The organism is Beduini sp. (assembly GCF_047239305.1).
Taxonomy (GTDB): domain Bacteria; phylum Bacillota_I; class Bacilli_A; order Erysipelotrichales; family Coprobacillaceae; genus Beduini.
The window spans coordinates 32,143-53,088 of record NZ_JBKTEM010000005.1; the positions used below are offsets into that span (position 1 = coordinate 32,143).

Annotated in this window: 22 protein-coding genes; 20 read left to right on the forward strand and 2 right to left on the reverse strand. The window is 35.4% G+C overall.

The window, feature by feature from the left end; all coding sequences use genetic code 11:
* Positions 1-474: 474 nt before the first annotated feature.
* The 14 genes from ACLRVU_RS09225 to ACLRVU_RS09290 all read left to right on the forward strand — a co-directional run bounded on the left by ACLRVU_RS09225 (position 475) and on the right by ACLRVU_RS09290 (position 12,883).
* Positions 475-1,014 carry a DUF402 domain-containing protein gene (locus ACLRVU_RS09225; protein WP_412891601.1) on the forward strand — a complete coding sequence of 180 codons (540 nt, stop codon included), beginning with the start codon at positions 475-477 and terminating at the stop codon, positions 1,012-1,014.
* A gap of 55 nt (positions 1,015-1,069) precedes the next feature.
* Positions 1,070-1,522, forward strand: a complete 453-nt coding sequence (gene tsaE, locus ACLRVU_RS09230) for a tRNA (adenosine(37)-N6)-threonylcarbamoyltransferase complex ATPase subunit type 1 TsaE (protein WP_412891602.1) — start codon at positions 1,070-1,072, stop codon at positions 1,520-1,522.
* The gene (gene tsaB, locus ACLRVU_RS09235; protein WP_412891603.1) at positions 1,519-2,100 is read left to right on the forward strand and encodes a tRNA (adenosine(37)-N6)-threonylcarbamoyltransferase complex dimerization subunit type 1 TsaB; all 582 of its coding nucleotides are present in this window, start codon (positions 1,519-1,521) and stop codon (positions 2,098-2,100) included. The genes tsaE and tsaB overlap by 4 nt, the downstream gene beginning before the upstream one ends.
* Positions 2,094-2,534, forward strand: a complete 441-nt coding sequence (gene rimI, locus ACLRVU_RS09240; protein ID WP_412891604.1) for a ribosomal protein S18-alanine N-acetyltransferase — start codon at positions 2,094-2,096, stop codon at positions 2,532-2,534. Before tsaB ends, rimI begins: the two co-directional genes overlap by 7 nt.
* Positions 2,534-3,529 carry a tRNA (adenosine(37)-N6)-threonylcarbamoyltransferase complex transferase subunit TsaD gene (tsaD, locus tag ACLRVU_RS09245; protein WP_412891605.1) on the forward strand — a complete coding sequence of 332 codons (996 nt, stop codon included), beginning with the start codon at positions 2,534-2,536 and terminating at the stop codon, positions 3,527-3,529. Before rimI ends, tsaD begins: the two co-directional genes overlap by 1 nt.
* A gap of 44 nt (positions 3,530-3,573) precedes the next feature.
* Positions 3,574-4,227 carry a redox-sensing transcriptional repressor Rex gene (locus ACLRVU_RS09250; RefSeq protein WP_412891606.1) on the forward strand — a complete coding sequence of 218 codons (654 nt, stop codon included), beginning with the start codon at positions 3,574-3,576 and terminating at the stop codon, positions 4,225-4,227.
* A gap of 284 nt (positions 4,228-4,511) precedes the next feature.
* Positions 4,512-5,897 carry an asparagine--tRNA ligase gene (asnS, locus tag ACLRVU_RS09255; RefSeq protein WP_412891607.1) on the forward strand — a complete coding sequence of 462 codons (1,386 nt, stop codon included), beginning with the start codon at positions 4,512-4,514 and terminating at the stop codon, positions 5,895-5,897.
* A 36-nt stretch (positions 5,898-5,933) separates the two neighbouring features.
* Positions 5,934-6,614 carry a 5'-methylthioadenosine/adenosylhomocysteine nucleosidase gene (locus ACLRVU_RS09260; protein ID WP_412891608.1) on the forward strand — a complete coding sequence of 227 codons (681 nt, stop codon included), beginning with the start codon at positions 5,934-5,936 and terminating at the stop codon, positions 6,612-6,614.
* A gap of 123 nt (positions 6,615-6,737) precedes the next feature.
* Complete coding sequence (locus ACLRVU_RS09265) at positions 6,738-8,342, forward strand: amidohydrolase (RefSeq protein WP_412891609.1); 1,605 nt, start codon at positions 6,738-6,740, stop codon at positions 8,340-8,342.
* 221 nt (positions 8,343-8,563) lie between these two features.
* Positions 8,564-8,761 (forward strand): hypothetical protein, encoded by a 198-nt coding sequence (locus ACLRVU_RS09270; protein ID WP_412891610.1) that lies wholly within the window; start codon positions 8,564-8,566, stop codon positions 8,759-8,761.
* On the forward strand, positions 8,761-9,999 hold the full coding sequence (locus ACLRVU_RS09275) for a tetratricopeptide repeat protein (protein WP_412891611.1): 1,239 nt from the start codon (positions 8,761-8,763) through the stop codon (positions 9,997-9,999). Before ACLRVU_RS09270 ends, ACLRVU_RS09275 begins: the two co-directional genes overlap by 1 nt.
* Before the next feature lie 135 nt (positions 10,000-10,134).
* Entirely contained in the window at positions 10,135-10,329 is a 195-nt protein-coding gene (locus ACLRVU_RS09280) for a hypothetical protein (protein ID WP_412891612.1), read from the forward strand.
* Positions 10,329-11,555 (forward strand): helix-turn-helix domain-containing protein, encoded by a 1,227-nt coding sequence (locus tag ACLRVU_RS09285; RefSeq protein WP_412891613.1) that lies wholly within the window; start codon positions 10,329-10,331, stop codon positions 11,553-11,555. The genes ACLRVU_RS09280 and ACLRVU_RS09285 overlap by 1 nt, the downstream gene beginning before the upstream one ends.
* A gap of 545 nt (positions 11,556-12,100) precedes the next feature.
* On the forward strand, positions 12,101-12,883 hold the full coding sequence (locus ACLRVU_RS09290) for an HAD-IIB family hydrolase (protein WP_412891614.1): 783 nt from the start codon (positions 12,101-12,103) through the stop codon (positions 12,881-12,883).
* Positions 12,884-12,923: 40 nt separating this feature from the next.
* Here ACLRVU_RS09290 and ACLRVU_RS09295 read toward each other — a convergent pair whose 3' ends face one another.
* Complete coding sequence (locus tag ACLRVU_RS09295) at positions 12,924-13,271, reverse strand: hypothetical protein (RefSeq protein ID WP_412891615.1); 348 nt, start codon at positions 13,269-13,271, stop codon at positions 12,924-12,926.
* Positions 13,272-13,296: 25 nt separating this feature from the next.
* Here ACLRVU_RS09295 and ACLRVU_RS09300 point away from each other — a divergent pair, with 25 nt between their 5' ends.
* Positions 13,297-13,929, forward strand: a complete 633-nt coding sequence (locus ACLRVU_RS09300; RefSeq protein WP_147551679.1) for a DUF421 domain-containing protein — start codon at positions 13,297-13,299, stop codon at positions 13,927-13,929.
* A gap of 57 nt (positions 13,930-13,986) precedes the next feature.
* Here the strand turns inward: ACLRVU_RS09300 and ACLRVU_RS09305 are convergent, their stop codons facing one another.
* Entirely contained in the window at positions 13,987-15,267 is a 1,281-nt protein-coding gene (locus tag ACLRVU_RS09305; protein ID WP_412891616.1) for an oligosaccharide flippase family protein, read from the reverse strand.
* Between the two features lie 229 nt (positions 15,268-15,496).
* On the opposite strand from ACLRVU_RS09305, the gene ACLRVU_RS09310 reads away from it, so the two are divergent.
* The 5 genes from ACLRVU_RS09310 (at position 15,497) to ACLRVU_RS09330 (ending at position 20,884) form a co-directional block, all read left to right on the forward strand.
* A complete protein-coding gene (locus ACLRVU_RS09310) occupies positions 15,497-15,961 on the forward strand; it encodes a hypothetical protein (protein ID WP_412891617.1) in 465 nt (154 codons plus the stop codon).
* Between the two features lie 130 nt (positions 15,962-16,091).
* Positions 16,092-16,373, forward strand: a complete 282-nt coding sequence (locus ACLRVU_RS09315) for a post-transcriptional regulator (RefSeq protein WP_041138164.1) — start codon at positions 16,092-16,094, stop codon at positions 16,371-16,373.
* Positions 16,374-16,408: 35 nt separating this feature from the next.
* Complete coding sequence (gene recJ, locus ACLRVU_RS09320; RefSeq protein ID WP_412891618.1) at positions 16,409-18,049, forward strand: single-stranded-DNA-specific exonuclease RecJ; 1,641 nt, start codon at positions 16,409-16,411, stop codon at positions 18,047-18,049.
* A 49-nt stretch (positions 18,050-18,098) separates the two neighbouring features.
* The gene (locus ACLRVU_RS09325) at positions 18,099-18,611 is read left to right on the forward strand and encodes an adenine phosphoribosyltransferase (RefSeq protein ID WP_412891619.1); all 513 of its coding nucleotides are present in this window, start codon (positions 18,099-18,101) and stop codon (positions 18,609-18,611) included.
* 47 nt (positions 18,612-18,658) lie between these two features.
* Positions 18,659-20,884 carry a RelA/SpoT family protein gene (locus tag ACLRVU_RS09330; protein WP_412891620.1) on the forward strand — a complete coding sequence of 742 codons (2,226 nt, stop codon included), beginning with the start codon at positions 18,659-18,661 and terminating at the stop codon, positions 20,882-20,884.
* Positions 20,885-20,946 lie beyond the last annotated feature (62 nt).

Consider the following 20,946-nt stretch of genomic DNA (forward strand, 5'->3'; position numbering starts at 1 on the left):
ACTTAAAGTTCTGTTAGAATGGTAACGTGGAGGTGAGAGGGACAAACCAAGTAATAAAGTCTTTTTTTAGTTGGGAATCAAGGGGAGGAAAACTAAAAAAAGCGCAAAGGCAGAAAACGGGATAAGAGTAAATAACCTAAGGAATACTAAAAACGTAGTAAATTTATCAAAAATCTTTGAATTGTTACGTTGTTTCGACAGTTTTTTCATTTTGCCTTTGTTAAAATAAGCGTGTATTCGAGTTATTACACGAATTTAAAACAAAAAATGGAAGAAGATATGCAGAAAATAAAGAATATAAAAAGAAAAGGAAAGTTCCGACTATCGGCAAATGGTGGAATAACACCTTGATGAAACTGTATATCCGGAACCATTTTTTTGTTTTTTAAAGACCATCTTCGATAAATAAAATTGAGACTATCTATTTATCTGTAAATTGTGTATAATATTTACGTTATAGAAAGAAGGCAGGTCATGAATAAACCTAAGTTAGGCGATGAAGTCCTTATCCATAGTTATAAACATGATGGGAAGATTCATCGCAGTTGGTCTAAAGGTTTAGTTCTTGATGCAAATGAGGATCATACGATTGTAATCAATGTTAAGACATTGGTGACAGAAGCGGATGGTAGAGTCTGGTGTACGAGGGAACCGGCAATCTGTTATTTTCCTAACCATGAATGGTATAATGTAATTTGTATGATAAGGAATAATGGAGTATATTTCTATTGTAACTTAGCTAGTCCCAGTCTTTGGGATGGAGAGGCAATAAAATATATCGACTATGATCTGGATTTAAAAGTTTTTCCTGATTGTAAATACAAAGTGCTTGATGAAGAGGAGTACCGTCAGCATCAGCGCAAAATGCATTATCCTGATGAATTAGATATTATTTTGAGGTCACAGTTAGAAGAGCTGATCGAGATGGCAAAAACATCCATTGGGCCTTTCAAGCATGGATTTAGTGAACATTGGTATCATGTGTATCAGGAATTTAAACGGAAGGAAAAGTAGTGGTATTCTACTTTTTTTCTTTTATAAAACTTGTTAAAATGAGGTGGGTGATAATATGTATAAAGTAACGGTAAACAGTGTAGAAGAAACAAACGGTATTGCAATAAAACTAGGACGGGCAATCAAGAAGCATACAGTCATTCTATTAACAGGAGATTTAGGAGCTGGGAAAACGACGTTTACAAAAGGTATTGCCAAAGGCTTAGGAGTAAAAGAAATTGTCAATTCTCCTACTTTTACGATATTAAAAGAGTATCATAGCGGACGCCTCCCATTGTATCATTTTGATGCTTATCGCTTAGAAGACGGCTATGAAGATTTGGGATTTGGAGAATATATCGACAGTGAGGCACTCAGTGTTATTGAATGGCCGATGTATATGCAGGAAGATATACCGGAAGAATATTTGGAGATCAATCTTCAATATGTAGACGAACAAACACGAACTATTGAATTTGTCCCACATGGATTTACTTATGAAGCATTATGCAAGGAGGTATTGGCATGAGAACAATTGTAATGGATACATCAAATCATTATTTAGCGATCGCATTATATGAAGATGGACTGCTAAGAGCCAGCCGTCAGCTGGAAGCATTGAAACAGCAGTCAGAACTTGCCATTCCGGTATTAAAAGATTTGATGGACGGACAGCACTGGCAAATGAAAGACATTGATGAAATGGTCGTTTCTTTAGGACCGGGATCATATACCGGAGTTCGCATTGCGATGACGATTGCTAAAACATTAAGCAGTGTGATGCCGATTCGTTTAAAGGCTATTTCATCTTTAGCGATGCTTGCAGGAGATCAAAAAGCCATTCCGATCATTGATGCCAGAGGCAATAAGCTTTATGTCGGTATGTATGAAAACGGTGAACCGTTAATGGAGGATACTTTAATGGAAGCAGAAGCTTTTGAAACATTTAAGGCTGAGCATCCCGATTTTCCGGTAGTGGCATTAGTCGATGAGATTCCATTGTGTGACAATCTCTATTTATTAAGCAGAAAAGTACCGTATATAAAAGAAAGTGATCGTTTAGTTCCCACTTATATCAAAGGGGTGGAGGCAAAGAAACAATGCTAAGAAAGATGCAGATCGAGGACTTGCCTTTAATCCTAGAGCTGGAAAAAGAACTGTTCAGCAGCCCATGGAAAGAAGAAGACTTTATCTTTGAACTGACGCAGAATCCTTTTGCAACCTACATCGTTTTAAGCATGGATAATGAAATCGTAGGTTACATCGGCTACTGGATCAAAAATCCTTATGTCGAGATTACTAATGTAGCAGTGGGGAAACGTTATCAACGCTGCGGATATGCCAAACAGCTTGTTGCGTACTGCTTAGAAGATGGTGTGAAAAATAATGCTCCGATCTTTACGCTCGAAGTTCGCTTCAGTAATACCCCTGCTATTTCACTATATGAATCCTTTGGCTTTAAACAGGTATCGGTAAGAAAGAATTATTATACAGATCCTATTGAGGATGCACATTTAATGATGAAAGAGGTGAAACAATAATGGCTGTTATACTCGCTATTGAATCAAGCTGTGATGAAACCGCAGCTGCTATTTTAAAAGATAAGAAAGAATTACTGGCTAATGTTGTATCGACACAAATTGCGACCCATAAGCTTTATGGCGGAGTTGTACCTGAATTAGCCAGCCGCATGCATGTAGAAAATATTTCCTATGTTATTAAAGACGCTTTGGCTAAAGCACAGATGACAATGGAGCAGATTGATGCAGTTGCCGTGACTCGCGGACCGGGACTGATCGGTTCTTTGCATGTCGGAATGCAGGCGGCTAAAACTTTAGCCTATGCCTGTGATAAACCTTTGATTGGGGTACATCATATTGCCGGGCATATCTATGCCAATCAGTTAGTCAGTGAACTGAAATTTCCATTGATGGCACTTGTTGTTTCCGGCGGACATACTGAACTTGTCTATATGCGTGATCATCTTCAATTTGAAATCATCGGAACCACCTTAGATGATGCGATCGGTGAAGCCTATGACAAAGTGGGAAGGGTGATTCATGTGCCTTATCCCGGTGGACCGGAAATTGACCGCTTAGCTAAAAACGGAAAACCGATCTATCCTTTGCCTCGACCATTGGATGATGATACTTATAATTTTTCTTACAGCGGACTAAAGTCAGCGGTGATTAATTTAGTACATAAAATGGATCAGCGTCATGAAGAAGTCAATAAGGAAGATCTGTCATGTTCTTTCCAAGAAGCGGCGTTAGGCATCTTAGTCAGCAAGACATTGCGTGCCGCAAAAGCCTATGAAGTGAAACAGGTTATCGTGGCCGGTGGTGTCAGTGCCAACTCTAAGCTAAGAGCAGATTTGACGGCGGCATTTGAAAAAGAACCGATTGAGCTTGTCTTACCGCCATTATGGTGCTGTACGGATAACGCGGCAATGATTGCCATGGCAGGAAGCTATATGTACGATCAAAAATGCTTTGCAGACTTAAAGCTAAGTGCAAGACCAAGTTTGGTGTTGTAAGAACTATAGAATTTAGGTAAAATAAAGGAAGAAAGGATGATTTGATGGATAAAAAAATGCCGAAAATATCAAAAGCCACCATGTCAAGATATCCTATTTATCTAAAAGCATTGCGTAAAATGCAGCATGAAGGAAAAGAAGTCTTTTTATCAAGTGAACTTTATGAAGCCACGGGGATTCAAGATACAACGATCCGACGTGATTTTACGTACCTCTCTAAAACAGAGAATTTAGGGCGCCGAGGAAAAGGGTATGATGTCAAGCATTTGATTGATATCTTTAACGAAGTGTTAGGATTAGGATTACATGAACCTATTATCTTAATAGGGGTTGGAAATTTAGGAAGTGCCATTTTAAAATATAATCGCTGGCAGTACACCGTGGGACAAATTGTCTGTGCCTTTGATTTAGATCCAAATAAAGTGGGAGAAAGATTCGGAGTTAAACTTTATAATATTGATGATTTAGAAGGAAATTTCCCTAAAGGGTGCAAGATCGCAATTTTAGCTATTTCTCAGAATGTTCAAGAAACGGTCAATCGTTTAATGGATTTAGGAATTAAGGGAATCGTCGATTTCACCCATACGCACTTTACTGTACGTCCGGGTGTTGAGGTACAAACTGTCGATGTAGTTGTCGCTATTCAGGAATTGGCAATCAAAATGCATCTAAATGATGATGTAGAAGAGGAATTGTAAAAAAAGTATTGATAAATATTTAGGAAGATGGTAATAATATAGGTACAAGTAATGATTTGAGAGCATACATCGCCTATTAAGCGAGTTTTGGATGGTGAAAGCAAAACACTTAGATGCTATGTAACACTCAATGAACTAGATAGGAGAAATGTGAGTAGACTATCTCGCTTAGCGGCGTTAAAGCTTAGAGAGCATCTTTTTTAAAGATGAAGTAAGGATGGTACCGCGCTTAGTCGTTCCTTTTTAGGAACGGCTTTTTTATTTACAAAAGGAGGAAAGAAACCATGTTTGAGTTTGAAACAATCAGAGAGTTATATGAAATGGTCATTTCAGGAAATATCGTAGAAAGTGAATCATTGGAATACGTCGAAATCGAAGGATGGGTACGTACAAATCGTGATAATGGAAAAGTAGGATTTATTGCATTAAATGATGGAACATATTTCAAAAATGCACAAATTGTGTATTTACAAGAAAGTTTAAAAAACTTTGATGAAATCAAAAAAGTAAAAACCGGAGCAGCTTTAAAAATCTTAGGAAAATTTAAGCTGACACCGGACGCAAAACAACCATTCGAAATCGAAGCTACTGAAATCACGATCGAGGGAGATTGTGACGAAGATTATCCGCTGCAAAAGAAACGCCATAGTATGGAGTATTTAAGAGAGATACCACATTTAAGACCTCGTACTAATACTTTTATGGCAGTATTTAGAATCCGCTCATTACTTGCAATGGCAATCCATGAATTTTTCCAAGATCAAGGATTTGTCTATATCCACGCTCCAATCATTACCGGAAACGATGCTGAAGGAGCAGGAGAAACTTTCACCGTTACAACTCGAAATGATGGCAACTATGAAGAAGATTTCTTTGGAAAGAAAGCCTCTTTGACAGTTTCAGGACAATTACATGTAGAATCTTTTGCCTTAGCGTTTAGAGATGTTTATACATTCGGTCCTACCTTCAGAGCAGAAATCTCTAACACCAGCCGCCATGCAAGTGAATTCTGGATGATCGAACCGGAAATTGCCTTTGCCGATTTGGATGATGATATGAACCTTATTGAAGATATGGTAAAATACTGTATTCAATATGTATTAGACAACGGAGCGGCAGAAATGGAATTCTTAAACCAATTTGTTGATAAAACCTTATTGGATCGTTTAACTCACGTCTTAAACTCTGAATTTAAACGTTTAAGCTATAGTGATGCTGTCGATATTTTAATTAAATCAGGGAAGAAATTTGAATATCCGGTCGAATGGGGAATTGATCTTGCCAGTGAACATGAAGTCTATTTATGCAGTGAAGTGGTGAAAGGACCAGTATTCTTAAAAGATTACCCTAAAGATATCAAAGCTTTCTATATGCGTGTTAACGATGATGGTAAGACTGTGGCAGCAGCGGACTTATTAGTTCCGGGAATCGGAGAATTAGTTGGTGGAAGTCAAAGAGAAGAACGCTATGATGTCTTAGCGGCACGTATGGATGAAATGGGTGTTGATCAGGAATCATTACAATGGTATATGGATCTAAGAAGATACGGTGGTGTTAAGCATGCCGGATTCGGATTGGGATTTGAACGTTTAGTCATGTATATTACAGGTGTTCAAAACATTCGTGATGTGCTTCCTTATCCACGTACACCAAGAAATTTAAAATTCTAAGCGGTCAATGACCGCTTTTTTTAAAAGGAGAAGAGGATGAAAATTGGAATTATAACTGCTTTGACAATAGAAGCGGCAGACTATATTAAACACTTTGGCTTAGTTGAACAAAGTGATAACCATGGATTAAAAACTTATTACGGACACTATAAAAAATATGATATTTATCTTACGATCACCAGCTGTGGAAAAGTCAATGCAGCTTACTGTACGAAACATATGATTGATGCGATTCAACCGGATTGTCTTCTTCACAGCGGCATTGCGGGTGGAATCGGAAGTGACATTCGCCCACTTGATCTTGTTGTGGCAAAAGAGGTAACGTATCATGATGTCGATCCACAGCAAATGATTGAATTTCCACCTTGTTTAAGCGCCTTTCAATGTGATTTGGGATTGATTGATATAACTCTAAAACATATGGAGATAATGAAAATTCCTGCTAAGGTTGGTCGTATCATAAGCGGAGACAGTTTTATTGCAGATGAAGCAAAAGCAAAGCTTTTAGCGAAAACTTATCAGGCAGAAATGGTCGACATGGAAAGTGCCGCAATTGGACAGGTATGTCAGTTGGAGAATATTCCATTATTGATTATTCGTTGTGCCAGTGATGAAGCGGGGAACGAAGCCATTGATACTTATGAAGAAAACGAAGAAAAAGCCTCAAATCAGGCAGCACAAGTTATTTTATCACTATTAGAAAATGAACTTATATAGACATTTAGTACAACAATGTGTTTTTTCTTTAAGAGTGAAAAAAATGATAAAACATAAATAACTGGCAGTCCGCACTAAAATGCGCTAGAATTTAAATAGATTTAATATAAAGGAGAGCGAATCATGAAAACAATTTATATCAATGGGGAGGTTTACACTGTTACTCAGGGATTCTGTGAAGCCTTTGTGGTACAGGATAATCAATTTATCTATGCCGGTACGAATGAAGAAGCTCTGCGACATGCAGATGAAGCTTCAGCAGTAATTGATCTGGAAAATAAGTTTGTCACGGCAGGATTTAATGATAGTCATATGCATGTCTTAAATTTTGGTTATACATTAAATATGGCAAACTTAGCCGCTGCCACAACATCTCTTAATGATGTATTAGAATGCTTAAAGACATATATTCAAAAGAATCATATACCAGAAGGCAGCTGGGTAAAAGGAAGAGGCTGGAATCATGACTTCTTTAATGATGTTCATCGTTTTCCGACACGTTATGACCTTGATTCAGTATCTACTCAACATCCGATCTTAATTACCCGTGCCTGTGGTCATGTGTTGGTATGCAATTCAAAAGCGATCGAACTTTTAGGATTAACACCGAATATGGAACCAGTAGTAGGCGGAGAATTTGAGGTCGTTGATAATGAATTAAATGGAGTGTTTAAAGAAAATGCCTTAAACCTTATTTATAGTAAAGTCCCTCAGCCCACAGTAGATGAAATAAAAACAATGCTTGTTAAAGCGTTTCATGAATTAAACACATATGGCATTACATCAGCACAGTCAGATGATTTAGTGGTATTTGAAAACTATAAAGATATTTTGCAGGCATTCAAAGAATTAGATGAAGAAAACAAGATGACGATAAAACTTTATGAACAATCGCATTTTACTAGGTTAGATACATTAAAAGAATTTTTACATGATGGCTATAATACCGGTAAAGGAACGGAACACTTTAAAATTGGTCCGTTAAAGCTAATGGCAGATGGTTCTCTAGGGGCAAGAACTGCGTTAATGTCAGTCCCTTACGCAGATGATCCAACACGTACCGGTGTTCAGGTATTTACTCAAGATGAATTGAATGAAATGGTAGATTATGCATCAAGTCATGGTATGCAGGTTGCTATTCATTCAATCGGAGACAAATCAGCCGATATGATTATCGAAGCCTATGAAAGAACATTGACCAGACATCCGCGAACAGATCATCGTCATGGAATCGTTCACTGTCAAATCACTCGACCTGATATTTTAGATAAATTTAAAGAATTAGAACTACAGGCTTATATCCAATCTATTTTTTTAGATTATGATATTATGATTGTTGAAGACCGTGTCGGACATGAGCGGGCTCAAACAAGCTATGCATTCAAAACTTTATTTGATGTCAGCCACGCTTCAAACGGTTCAGACTGTCCTGTTGAATTACCGGATGTCTTGAAAGGTATGCAATGTGCTGTGACACGCTGTTCAACTCATGGTCAGGGACCTTATATTCCAAGTCAAGCTTTAAGTGTTGAAGAAGCTATTCAGTCTTTCACAATTCATGGTGCTTATGCTTCATTTGAAGAGAATTTAAAAGGATCCATTGAGGTTGGCAAAGCTGCTGATTTCGTTGTCTTAGAACAGTCTCCTTTTAAGATAGATACATTTAAAATTAAAGATATAAAAGTGTGTGCAACTTATCTGAATGGACGTTGCGTATATAAAAATTAATTGAATTATTTCTAAAATATAACGAAAATAAGGGGGTAAATTGATTTCCAATCGTTTACCCCTTGCTTTATTTGTTGACAATAATACATAAAACTTGATCTCATTTGATGGTTTTTAATTTTATCGTTGCACTTTTGTCAAGTTTCTACAATAAGCTATAGATAAATTTTTATTAATAATATATAATCTACTCGTAAAATTATTTTGAGGAGGAAAATGATATGAAGAAATTATTGAGAAATCTAGCCGTTGTAGCTTTAGTATTGGGAGTCTGCAGCTTTGACCCTATCCATGGTACTCCATGTGATCACCAACATGACGCTGAATGTGGATACAACGAAGTAACAGGAACAGGGTGTACCCATGCGCATGATGATGGTATAAGACCTTGCGATAATGATAACGGACCACTTGGGTAATGGAAAAATTCAATTTAAATGAACGCCGTCTGGTAACGTTTAAACGAAAAGAACTGGGGTTAACTGTTGGACAAGTAGCAGATGAACTCCATATGAGTAAAAGTAATCTTAGTAGGATAGAGAACGGTAAAATAATGGTTTCAGAAGATAATAGGGAACTGTTAGAGACACGTTTCTCTATCAATTTTTCTTTAGAAGATAAATATTATTATTTAACATTAGAAAAATTAAATAAGGTTACTGAATTATTGATATTTTATAAACTTTTTGATGAATATTCTCGTAATCAGGTCGATAATGCTAATCAATATGTATTGCAATCGGTAGCTTATCCTGTACATATATTATTAAGACTTCTAGTTTATTCTGTAAAATATATGGAATGGAAATTTGTAACTAAGTATATTGCAATTTTTAATAGCATAATAGATTTACTCGAACCCTCACTTCAGAAAATATTTTATATTAGTAAAATAAGCTTTTTATACTTTAATAAAGATTACAATAAATCACTTAGTTTATGCATGTACGTAGAAGAAAATTATAATCCTGAGCCATTACTGGATTCTTATATCTATCATGTTAAATCAATGATATATATTTGTTTAGGGGATCAAGATTTAACTGTTAGGTCGATAAATAGAGCAATTGAATTATCAACATCTATTGGAAACTCCCCACGATTAGTAGCATTAAACATCTTAAAAGGAAATAGTCTTCGGCTACGAGGAAAGTATAAAGAGGCATTGGTAGAGAACAATAAAAATTTAGAATACGCTAATACTAATCATATTCATATTTATGATTATACGTTACTTAAAAATCGAGGGTGGACGTATTATCTGCTTAATAATTATGAAAGTGCACTAAAGTATTATCAAGAAGCTGAAAAGATTGGTTTAGATGATGATATTTGTTTTATAGCTGGTCTATGCTCATATCGTTTGGGTTTAAGAAAACAATGTAAGGATTACATAATTAAAGGGCGAAAAACTAAAAATGCAGGTATTGCTTTCCCTTACTTAATTGATTGGCTTGAATTAACTTTAAATAAAAGATACAGTATTAAAGCAGAAAACAAGTTACTCTATTGTTTGAAAAAAATGGGAAATAAAATGCATATTGATAGTAGAAATAATATCTGCAGATTGTTAATAGAGCATTATACTTTTCACAATGATTTTGATAAAGTAAAAGAATTCGAGAGTAAATTAAAATATATGGACACGGATGATTAGTTTAGTAACTAAAAATAGAGATAAAATAGAGTATATTTAAAATTTTGTTGCACAAAGTAATGTTTCTAAAATCTGTTGTAGAAAAAAGTTGATGAATAATATATAATCTAGTCGTAAATAGTTAGGAGGATAAAAATGAAAAAATTATTAACAAGTTTAGTAGTATCTATTTTAGTGTTAGGAATGTGTTCTTTTAACACAATTAGCGGTGTTCCATGTGATCATCAGCATGATGCTGAATGTGGTTACAATGAAGCAACAAAAAATGGTTGTACACATTCTCATGATACAAAACCATACATTAATGGTGGAGAAGGTCCAACTGCATAATGCGAAATTTTAGTACAGATGAACGCTTACTGATAATTTTTAAAAGAAAGGAAAGCGGATTAACTGTAGGTCAATTGGCTAAAGAGCTAATGATGAGCAAAAGTAATATGAGTAGAATAGAGAATGGCAAAATAATGGTTTCTGAAGATAACGAGGAATTATTAGAGAAGCGATTCTCTATTAATTTTCATAACAATAATCAAGATATGAAATTAATAGATCATCAGTTTAAAAAATTAATTAGGATGTTACTTTATTATAAGTTGTTTGATGAGTTTTCATATAATCAATTGGATCAACTGTGTGCTAATGCTAGTAAGTTTATATCATATCCTGTATTAATGCTACTGAAATTTTGCATTTGTTCAGCTAAAAATATAGAGCGCAAATTTGTTGAAAAATATTTTAAAATTTTTGATTCCTTAATAACTATGTTTAGTAAAGATAAACAAACAATTTATGCAATTTGTAAAGTAAATTATTTATATCATAATAAAGAATATAAAAAGGCTTTACAGCTATGTGAATATATTGAAAGTACATATAACTATGAAGACTTTCTTGAAGCATATTTACTACATTTAAAGGCAATTACAAATATTTGTTTGGGCAATAAAAATGCTGCATTATTAACATTAGATAGCGCAATATTTTTTTCAAATAAAACTAACAATTGGATACGATTAATAGCTTTGAATATTACTAAAGCTAATTTTTTGAGACTAAATGGGCGAGTTAATGAATCAATTTTATTAGACTCCAATACTTTACAGTATGGTGAACAAATGAAGGTGCATATATACGATTATATCCTTTATAGAAATTTGGCGTGGAGTCATTATTTACTGAAAAATTATGATAAAGCTGTAGAATATTATTTGTTGGCAGAGAAATATGATAGTGATGACGATTTATATTTTATGTCAGCTTTGTGTAGTTTTAAACTAGGATATAGAAATCGTTGTCGTAAATATTTGATCAAGGCTAAAGCAGCTAAAAAAACAGATATTTCATTTGAATACTTAATTGACTGGCTGGAATTAATGTTGAATAAGAAATATAGTTTAAAAGCTGAACAAAAATTATTGTATTGTTTAAAGAAACATGAAACAACGATGCATGTTGACAGCAGAAATAACATATATAAATTTCTGATTGAGCATTATGAATATCATCAAGACAGTAAAAATGCAGATTATTATCGTAAAAAATTACAAAATGGGTAGAGGGTATTGAATAAAATGCCCTCTTTTATTAAAATAATTAGAAAAGTTAAGTGATTTTTATAAAAAAAGAGAATAGATAAGTAAGAGAAAATTTATTATAAAGTTTCTTAAAAAATATCCTATTTTTTAGTGAAAGATAAAATCATTCTTTTTACTTTTTAATTCGACGGTTTTTGCGTTTCCTGTTGCAACGGGTCTCCAGAGAGTTGAGTTATCGAAAAGATGGTGGTATTATCGTAGTCAAGAAGTAGGCATTTATTTTATAAGACAATTCATAACTCTAAGGGAAAAGAGTCTTCATAGTAATTGTAATGATTACCCTTATTTTATACCTAATGACACTTAAAAACTTATTCTTTTCCCAAACCTATTCGCACTTATATTGTTTGTTCTGTCTTGTGAAGTAATAACCTACTTCTTTTTTATTTCCCTAAAAGAAAAATAGAAAGTGAGACAAGTTGGCGGAATGCTTACTTGTTTTCTTATTATGTAAATAATAAAGACAATGGCTCGTATCTGTTAAAATGGTGGGCGAGGTGAAAGAGATGAGTAAAAGGAAATATTTCTTCTTTGATATAGATGGAACATTAGCAGTAGGAACACCGGGGGCACAATATATTCCTGCATCTACTAAATTGGCAATAAAAAAACTAGAGGAACAAGGACACTTTGTAGCCATTGCGACAGGGCGAAGTTATGCCATGGCGAAAGATCATATGAAAGAATTAGGCTTTAAGAATATGGTCAGTGATGGTGGAAATGGGATTACCATAGACGGACAATTACTAGAAGTTAAACCATTGGATTATGACAAGTGTTTGGCACTGATTGATGAATGCAAAGCAAAAGGTTATATTTGGGCAATTTCTCCTGATAATGAGACGAGAAGACTTGCTCCTGATAATCGCTTTTATGAGTTTACTCATGATCTCTACATGGAGACCGTTATAAAAGAGGGATTAAACCCGAGAGACTTCGATGCAATTTATAAAATCTACATTGCTTGTTATGCTCCGCAAGAAGAGAACTTAGAAGCATTAAAAGAATTACCGTGGTGTCGTTTTCATAAAGAATATCTGTTCGTGGAACCGGCAGATAAATCTGTGGGGATTAAAGCGATCGTAGATCATTTTGGTGGCGATTATCAAGATGTCGTTGTCTTTGGTGATGAAAAAAATGATTTAAATATGTTCATTGACGAGTGGACTTCAATCGCTATGGGGAATGCAATTGAGGCATTAAAAGCAAAGGCCAGTTATGTGACCACAAATGCTGATCAAGATGGAATATATCGGGCATGTCTGCATTATGGCTGGATAAAAGAATAACGATATAAATAAAAAATGAGCAGAATTCTGCTCTTTTTAATTACTCTTTACTAAATACACTCCATATGACACAACATAATATAAATACGACCGGTTTTAAAAATAAATGCAGTATACTGCTGACACCGTTGCAGGCTAAATAACTGATGATCAGATAAATAATTCCAAAAACAACAGTATGGATCAGCGGTTTTGATGGCACAAAATGAATAAACAAATAACTTCCGGCAATAATAACAATATAAGACGTCACTAAGATGATCATATTATAAGTGGCGCTGCTTAATGGCAAGAGATACGTAATAGTCACCATTAGTAGTGATATGATCATAAATAATCCAAAAATAAATGTTAAAGTAAAAAGATATGGGGTCAAGTATTTTTTCATAACGATCCTCCTTAGGGGTGTGCCAATGGAATATATAATTATTATATTAAAGAGTATTTTTGTTTATGTGTATTTAATTTGTTTACTGCGATTTTTAGGTAAGAAAGAATTTAGTCAGCTTTCTGTTTTTGATTTTGTCGTCTTTTTGATTATTGCAGAGTTAATGACAATGTCATTTGATGAGACATTGCCGGAAATGATTGATTCAATCATCGCAACATTATCTTTGGTGATCCTTGATAAAATTAGTTCTTCTTTATCAATGACAAGCAAGAAATTGAGAGATTTTCTGGATGGAACACCATCCTATATTATCACGAATGGAAAAGTGAATCAGAAAATGATGCGTAAGCTTAAATATAATGTTGATGCCTTATGTCAGCAGTTAAGACAGCAGCAGATCGGCAGTATCTCAGAAGTGGAGTTTGCTATCTTGGAGACAAACGGAACTTTGTCGACCTTACTAAAAAAAGATTGTCAGGTTGCGCATCCGGAACCCGTGATTATTGATGGGGAAATCATCAAAGACGTATTAACGACTTTAAATAAAGATGAAAACTGGTTAGTCAATGAATTAAAGCGTCACCATGTTCAAGATTATCACGATGTATTTTATTGTGTGGTTGAAAAGGAACGCCTATTCTTTATTATGAAATAAAGGTTAGGTTTATACCAAAGATAATGAAATTACAGGTACAAAGATGTGCCTGTTTTTTTATTGGAACAAAGCACGATAGACATTCCATGCACTTAAAATCAAAGTAATGCAGATACCAATCAATAAAGTAATACCCATAGCTAAGATCTTAAACTGCGGTGTTAAAACAATGAGTAAAACAACTTCCATAACACATTCCGCAACACTGATATAAAACATTGTTTTATTTTTATCTAACGCCTGAAGCAGGGCGCTGAGTGGAGTTTGCAGATAGAATAAAATAAAGGGAATGCTGAGATATTTTAGATATTGCCAGCCAGAAGTGGTATTATAGAGTAAAGATAAACATTGCTGTGGGAAAAAGTAGAAAATAAAGGTAAAGGGCAAAGCAATTAAAAAACAGACAAACAAACCGGTATATAAATACTTTAGGGTTGTTTTGCGGTTATCTAGATGTTCTAAAAAGATCGGCAATAGGATACGGTAAATAACGGTTGTGAAAAAGGTAGGGATCGTAATTAAACTCATGACATACCCGCTCATCATACCGTATTCAAGCTGAATCTGAGTGGATTGGTAGCCGAGCGATAATAAAATGGTAGTAATGATGATGGGTTCTAAAAAGCCGGCAACAGAATGAAGCAGACGACTTCCGGTCATCGGTAAACTGATTCTGAAAAAATCATAGTATAGATGAGGTTCACTGAAATCAAACATCTCTTTTTTTCTTCTTGGCTTAACATAAAAGAGTAGATGCAGGAGTGAAGCAAGCTCACCTAAACTCATCGCTACAAATGCCAGTGTAACTAAAATGGGCATGGAGTAATCCGTGAAAATCATTAAAAAGGCAATCGTAAAAGCTAATCGTGATACTTCTTCGGTAATCTGTGTTTTAGCTATTACTTTATGTTGCTGCTTACCTAAAAAATAATTCTTAATTACGGCACTTAAACTGGTTAACGGAATAAAGAGGATTAACGATTTAAGTGGAAGCAGAGTATCGGCATTTTTAAGCATGTTGGTGGCAATAAAAGGAGAAAAGATAGTAAACAGCAGCATCATCAAACAGGTGGTGAAAGTTGTAATTAAAAAGCCGGTCGTCATCACTTTCTTATTCTTGTACTGCGGATCAGCAATCAGTTTAAAAATAGCACTGGGAATACTGAGCTGGGATAAAGTGATCCATAATCCTAAAGTCGGCATAATCAGCATATAAAGACCAAATCCTTCACCACCTAACAGACGGGATAAAATGATTCGGTTAATGATATTAAATATTTTTGAAAGAGCAGTCGTAAAGGATAAAATAAAAAAAGCTTGAATTGTTTTCTTTTTCATAAAGCAGGACCTGTGTTTTGGTACATATTAAGGACCACCTTTCCGTATGATTGTAAAAGATACATTACATAGGTATTCGTCTTTATAATTAAATATACGTGAAGAAGACGAATAAAAAGACAATCACTTATGATGTTAGAAGCATTTAAAAGTCTTGTAAGCTGTGATAAGATAGAATTAAGAAAAATAAAGGCTATTTATGAAAAGAATTGACGAAGGAGGGGAGGTTATGAAAAAAAGATACTGGAAATATCCTGTGTTTGTTCTTCTTGTACTCACTTTCATAATCAGCGGATGTTCAATAGAAGGGAAAGTGCGGTTTTTACGAGTCAGTATTTCTGAAACCATCTTAAATCTGCATTCTGCTAATATTGTATGGGTGAATGATATGGTGAATGAAGAACATTATCAGATCGATCAATTTAACTTAGACGTAGAAGAAGGGGATTTGTTTAAAGTAGACAGCAACGAAGGTTATGATCTGATCCTTGAATTTTCAGCTTATTATTTTGGACGCTATTATCACTTGCAGCTCTTTTGGCAAGATGATTCTTATATTGTAGGAACTGTATGTTATATGGCATCAAAAAGCATTCCCCTTACCTACAGCAATCAGACCTATTATGCTGCTTCTTTAAATTTTGTCGATCAACTTAGAACAATCTGTAAAACTTTTCAAGAAGATATGAAGTAAAAGCAAAGAAATAATGGTCATTTTTTACAATCAAATTATAAACTAACGAAAATAAACCTTTCCATATGTCGAAATATCATTTATAATATCTTTTATAAGAGTTTAGTGAGTGAAAGTGGTGGTTTTAAAAATGATTTTGTCAGAAAAGCAAATCGAAGATTTGGATGTTCTACTGGCATTGAAAGTTAGAGAATTTAGAAAAGAAAATATAAAATCGATTGATAAGAGTCAAATTAAGGATTATCTTTTTTCAATCAAATGGAAAGCGAAAAAAAGACTGGAAACATGCGATCTGGTAGATGATGTTTTTGCAGTTAGCTCTGCCCAGATATTTGAATATATGAGTCGTAAAGCGATTCAGGATGCAGCCACTTTAAAAATTGATGATTTTATGGATTTAATTGCGAAATAGCTGAGTAAAATCAGCTATTTTTTTTGGAGGAAAATATGGAATGGAAAAAATTTAGAAGTGAAAACTATCGACACTATCAAGAGCTTTATCAGATGAACAGTCTGTTAAGTAAGGTGCTTGATCAGCGTCAGATGAGTGAAGAACAAATCAAACAGCTAGGTAAGATGGTTTTTCATGATTATGAATTATTTGCGGAAAGCCAGGAAGTGATTGAAAGGATCTTAGAAGCCATCGATCAAGATGAATCGATCTGCATTTACGGTGATTATGACTGTGATGGTATTTTAGCAACAACGATCTTAGTTAAAGCTTTTAAGATGCTGGGAAAAGATGTGGGTTATCATATTCCCAATCGCTTTGTTGACGGATACGGATTAAATGAAGCCAGAGTGCAACAAATGCATGAAAAAGGGTATACTTTAATTATTACTGTAGATAATGGCATCAAAGCGATGGAAGCCATTGATCTGGCAAATGAATTAGGGATTGATGTCATTGTAACGGATCATCATGCTTTCAGCGATGATTTGCCGAATGCCTATGCTTTCTTGCATACAAAGCTGTCGCCGTCTTATCCTTTTAAAGAGATTTCCGGCGGGGTTGTTGCTTATAAATTAGCGTATCGTTTACTAGGAAAGCATGACCGCTATTTATACTGTCTGGCAGCGATCACGACAATCAGTGATATGATGCCATTAGTCGATGAAAATAAAGCGATGGTCAAGAAAGCTCTGATGCTGATGAAAGAATGTCACTTTCCGGCAATCGATCTGCTTTTAGGGGATAACCCTGTCTACAGTTCGACTTCAATAGGTTTTAATTTAGCGCCAAAGGTGAATTCGTTTGGACGTTTGCCAGAGGAAGTTAATCCGGCTAATTGTGTGAAATATTTTATGATGGGAGAACACCCGAATTCTTCACAGATGTCGTTTCTGCAGACTTTTGCCAATAAAGCAAAAGCAATCAATTCTAAAAGACAGACCATGACCAATCAGTTATATGGGATGCTTAAAGAAGAAATGAAGCCGGAAGATGATTTTATCTTTCTTTATGAACAGCCAGTGCATGAAGGGTTAATTGGCTTATTAGCCGGTAAATTTACAAAAGAATACAATAAAGTCAGTTTTTTAATGAATTATGATGAAACAAATAATGTCTATAAAGGGTCAGCACGTTCTCTTGATGGTTTTAAATTAAATGAGTTTTTAGAGACCGCCAGTGATGATCTGCTGTTTTATGGCGGACATGCGCTAGCTGCCGGTTTTACGGTTAAATTTGACTGTATCCCATCTTTCTATGAAAAAATAAAAAATGCAGTGGAACAGACAGATTTTCAAGAAGAAAATAAAGAATGCATTGTTTTAGATGAAGAAGATATTACATTAAAAAACGTTGCCTCTTTACGTTTGCTGGAACCTTTTGGCAGTTGCAATGAGGAACCCATCTTTTGTGTTGAAGATGTTTTAGTAGCAAGAAAGAATGTACTTAGCGGCGGTAAGCATTTAAAGATCAGCTGTATCAAGGATCATGTGAGCTTTGATGCCATCTGCTTTAACTGCGGAGATTTAATCGAACAGGTGAATGAAGGAGAAAAACATTCTGTTATTGGTCAAATTGCGATCAATGAATACCAAAATCGACAGTATATTCAAATAATTTTAAAGGATATACTTTAAACAACCGATTGGGTTTGATATAATTTTAATTATACTAGGAGGAAAAAATATGGACTTCAAACAATATATTGCAGATATACAAGATTTCCCTATTGAAGGGGTTTTATTTAGAGATGTGACACCACTAATGAAAGATCCAAAGGCATATCATGAAGTAATCGACCAAATGAAAGCATATGCGATCAGCAAAGAGGCAGATTTGATTGCCGGACCGGAAGCCAGAGGCTTTTTATTCGGCTGTCCTGTTGCTTATGCGATGGAAGCTGGCTTTGTTCCTGTTCGAAAACCGGGAAAACTGCCTCGTGAAACGATTGAATCGACTTATGAATTGGAATATGGACACAATACATTGGAAATGCATAAAGATGCGATTAAAAAAGGACAAAAAGTCGTTTTAATCGATGATTTGCTGGCGACAGGAGGAACGATCGAAGCCAGCTGTAAGATGATTGAAGCATTAGGCGGGATTGTTACCGGAATCTGTTTTTTAATTGAGTTAGAAGATTTAAAAGGCAGAGAAAAACTAAAAAATTATGATGTGTATTCTATTTTAAAATATTAATTCTGACATATTTTTAAACAGGGCATAAGATAGAAGGGGTGAATATCATGGTGAAAATCAAACAGGCAGGAGATCCAATGAGTTTTGAAGATGTCTTGGAATTGGCTTCGACATACATCAAAAGTGATGAAAGTATCGATCTGATTAAACGTGCCTATGCATATATTATGGAAAAGCATGCGGGACAAACAAGAAAAAGCGGGGAGCCGTATACTATTCATTTGATTTGGGTTGCTTATATTTTAGCGAGCCTGCAAACCGGACCAATGACGATTACTGCCGGACTGCTTCATGACGTGATGGAAGACTGTGATGTATCGCAGGCAGAGATGATCGAGCGTTTTGGCTCTGAGATTACAACGCTTGTTGAAGGCGTGACGAAGATCACCAAGATGCAGTTTAAGGATGAAGCGGATGTTTATGCGGAAAACCATCGCAAGATTTATATTGCGATGGCAAAGGATATTCGAGTGATCCTGATTAAATTTGCTGACCGTCTGCATAATATGCGCACATTGCAGTATATGCCGGAACATAAGCAAAAGCGTATCGCCAAAGAGACGCTGGAAGTCTATGCACCGATCGCCCATCGTTTGGGGATCAACGATATTCGCATAGAACTGGAAGATTTAAGCTTATACTATCTAGACCCTGTGCCTTATCATGAAATCTCAGAATTATTAGAGATCAAGCGTGATGAAAGAAAAGAAGCCGTCGAAGCGATGATGGGAAAGGTCAGAGAACTGCTTGATCAGCACCATATTCAATACCGTATCTTAGGACGTGCCAAACATATTTACAGTATCTATAAAAAGATGGTCATCAAACATAAGCGTTTTGATGAATTGTATGACTTGAATGCCTTACGTATCATTACCGATAATGATAAAATGAAATGCTATGAGGTACTGGGAATCATTCATGAGTACTATCGTCCTTTACCGGGACGTTTCAAGGATTATATTGCCATGCCAAAGCCAAATATGTATCAGTCTTTACATACGGCAATCATCGGTGAAATGGGACAGATCTTTGAAATTCAGATTCGTACCGAAGAAATGGATGCAATTGCGGAAAGAGGGATTGCCGCTCATTGGCGCTATAAAGAAAATGCTCAGTACTCAAGCAAGATGGAACAACAGGAAATTGGTGAAAAACTGCAGTGGCTGCGTGAATTCATCAGCTTATCAGAAGATATTAAAGACGGTGATGCCAAAGAATATTATGATTCTTTAAGACAAGATATCTTTGAAGCCAATGTTTATGTATTGTCACCACAAGGCAAGATCATTGAGCTGCCAAACGGTTCAACGCCGATTGACTTTGCTTATCGTATTCATACGGAGGTTGGGCATCATGCCGTTGGGGCAATTGTGAATGGCGTGATCGTTCCGATCAATACCGCTTTAAAAACCGGTGATGTGGTGGAAATCAAAACAAATAAGAACTCTTCTGGTCCAAGCGAGGACTGGCTGAAAGTAGTGCATACTGCCGGAGCTAGAAATAAGATTCGTCAGTTCCTTTCTCAAAAGGAAGCAGAGAGCAGAAAGGTTTTTATTGAAACCGGTAAAAAACTGCTGAGAGAAGAAGTAAAAAAACGTGAACTCGATGAAAAAGTTTACTTAGACGGAGAGGTTTATAAATCGTATTACAGTTCTTTTGGTGCCAAATCTTTTGAGGAACTGCTTTACCAGATTGGACGAAAGGCAATTACTGCCTATGCGTTATTAGATCGTGCCAATCCGAAGCGAAGCAGCTTTATCGACAGCATTTCAAAAATGCTGCAGAAAAACAATACTAACAATGATCGTGATAAAATGGCAAATGCCACCGGTGTAGTTGTCAGCGGCATGAGTGGATTAAAAATTCAGCTGAGCAAATGCTGCAATCCGATTCCGGGAGACGAGATTATCGGTTTCGTTTCCAAAGGTCAGGGAATCAAGGTGCATCGTAAAGACTGTCCGAACGTCAAAGGTCTGGATATGAAAAAACGTTTGATTGATGTTTACTGGGATTATGCCTCTTTAATGGCTAAAAAGTATGAAGTGGAATTTACTATTGATGCGACCGATCGAACGAATTTGCTGACAGACATCATCAACACGTTGGGACAATCCAAAATTAATATTTTGAATATACATGCTGATGTGGTGGATACCCGAGCAATCATTAATCTAAAAGTAACGGTAGAAAACGGTGAGCATTTAAAAACCGCATTCGATAATCTGCATAAGGTTCAAGGTATTTACGGGATCGAAAGAACGATTCATTAGCACTTCTTTTGAAGTGCTTTTTCATAACTTGGCATGAATTATGAAATATCGATTATACTAAA

Bases quoted from the DNA above. Each gene is read 5' to 3' on its own strand.
- ACLRVU_RS09225 (WP_412891601.1), top strand. From the start codon at position 475: ATGAATAAACCTAAGTTAGGCGATGAAGTCCTTATCCATAGTTATAAA.
- tsaE (WP_412891602.1), top strand. From the start codon at position 1,070: ATGTATAAAGTAACGGTAAACAGTGTAGAAGAAACAAACGGTATTGCA.
- tsaB (WP_412891603.1), top strand. From the start codon at position 1,519: ATGAGAACAATTGTAATGGATACATCAAATCATTATTTAGCGATCGCA.
- rimI (WP_412891604.1), top strand. From the start codon at position 2,094: ATGCTAAGAAAGATGCAGATCGAGGACTTGCCTTTAATCCTAGAGCTG.
- tsaD (WP_412891605.1), top strand. From the start codon at position 2,534: ATGGCTGTTATACTCGCTATTGAATCAAGCTGTGATGAAACCGCAGCT.
- ACLRVU_RS09250 (WP_412891606.1), top strand. From the start codon at position 3,574: ATGGATAAAAAAATGCCGAAAATATCAAAAGCCACCATGTCAAGATAT.
- asnS (WP_412891607.1), top strand. From the start codon at position 4,512: ATGTTTGAGTTTGAAACAATCAGAGAGTTATATGAAATGGTCATTTCA.
- ACLRVU_RS09260 (WP_412891608.1), top strand. From the start codon at position 5,934: ATGAAAATTGGAATTATAACTGCTTTGACAATAGAAGCGGCAGACTAT.
- ACLRVU_RS09265 (WP_412891609.1), top strand. From the start codon at position 6,738: ATGAAAACAATTTATATCAATGGGGAGGTTTACACTGTTACTCAGGGA.
- ACLRVU_RS09270 (WP_412891610.1), top strand. From the start codon at position 8,564: ATGAAGAAATTATTGAGAAATCTAGCCGTTGTAGCTTTAGTATTGGGA.
- ACLRVU_RS09275 (WP_412891611.1), top strand. From the start codon at position 8,761: ATGGAAAAATTCAATTTAAATGAACGCCGTCTGGTAACGTTTAAACGA.
- ACLRVU_RS09280 (WP_412891612.1), top strand. From the start codon at position 10,135: ATGAAAAAATTATTAACAAGTTTAGTAGTATCTATTTTAGTGTTAGGA.
- ACLRVU_RS09285 (WP_412891613.1), top strand. From the start codon at position 10,329: ATGCGAAATTTTAGTACAGATGAACGCTTACTGATAATTTTTAAAAGA.
- ACLRVU_RS09290 (WP_412891614.1), top strand. From the start codon at position 12,101: ATGAGTAAAAGGAAATATTTCTTCTTTGATATAGATGGAACATTAGCA.
- ACLRVU_RS09295 (WP_412891615.1), bottom strand. From the start codon at position 13,271: ATGAAAAAATACTTGACCCCATATCTTTTTACTTTAACATTTATTTTT.
- ACLRVU_RS09300 (WP_147551679.1), top strand. From the start codon at position 13,297: ATGGAATATATAATTATTATATTAAAGAGTATTTTTGTTTATGTGTAT.
- ACLRVU_RS09305 (WP_412891616.1), bottom strand. From the start codon at position 15,267: ATGAAAAAGAAAACAATTCAAGCTTTTTTTATTTTATCCTTTACGACT.
- ACLRVU_RS09310 (WP_412891617.1), top strand. From the start codon at position 15,497: ATGAAAAAAAGATACTGGAAATATCCTGTGTTTGTTCTTCTTGTACTC.
- ACLRVU_RS09315 (WP_041138164.1), top strand. From the start codon at position 16,092: ATGATTTTGTCAGAAAAGCAAATCGAAGATTTGGATGTTCTACTGGCA.
- recJ (WP_412891618.1), top strand. From the start codon at position 16,409: ATGGAATGGAAAAAATTTAGAAGTGAAAACTATCGACACTATCAAGAG.
- ACLRVU_RS09325 (WP_412891619.1), top strand. From the start codon at position 18,099: ATGGACTTCAAACAATATATTGCAGATATACAAGATTTCCCTATTGAA.
- ACLRVU_RS09330 (WP_412891620.1), top strand. From the start codon at position 18,659: ATGGTGAAAATCAAACAGGCAGGAGATCCAATGAGTTTTGAAGATGTC.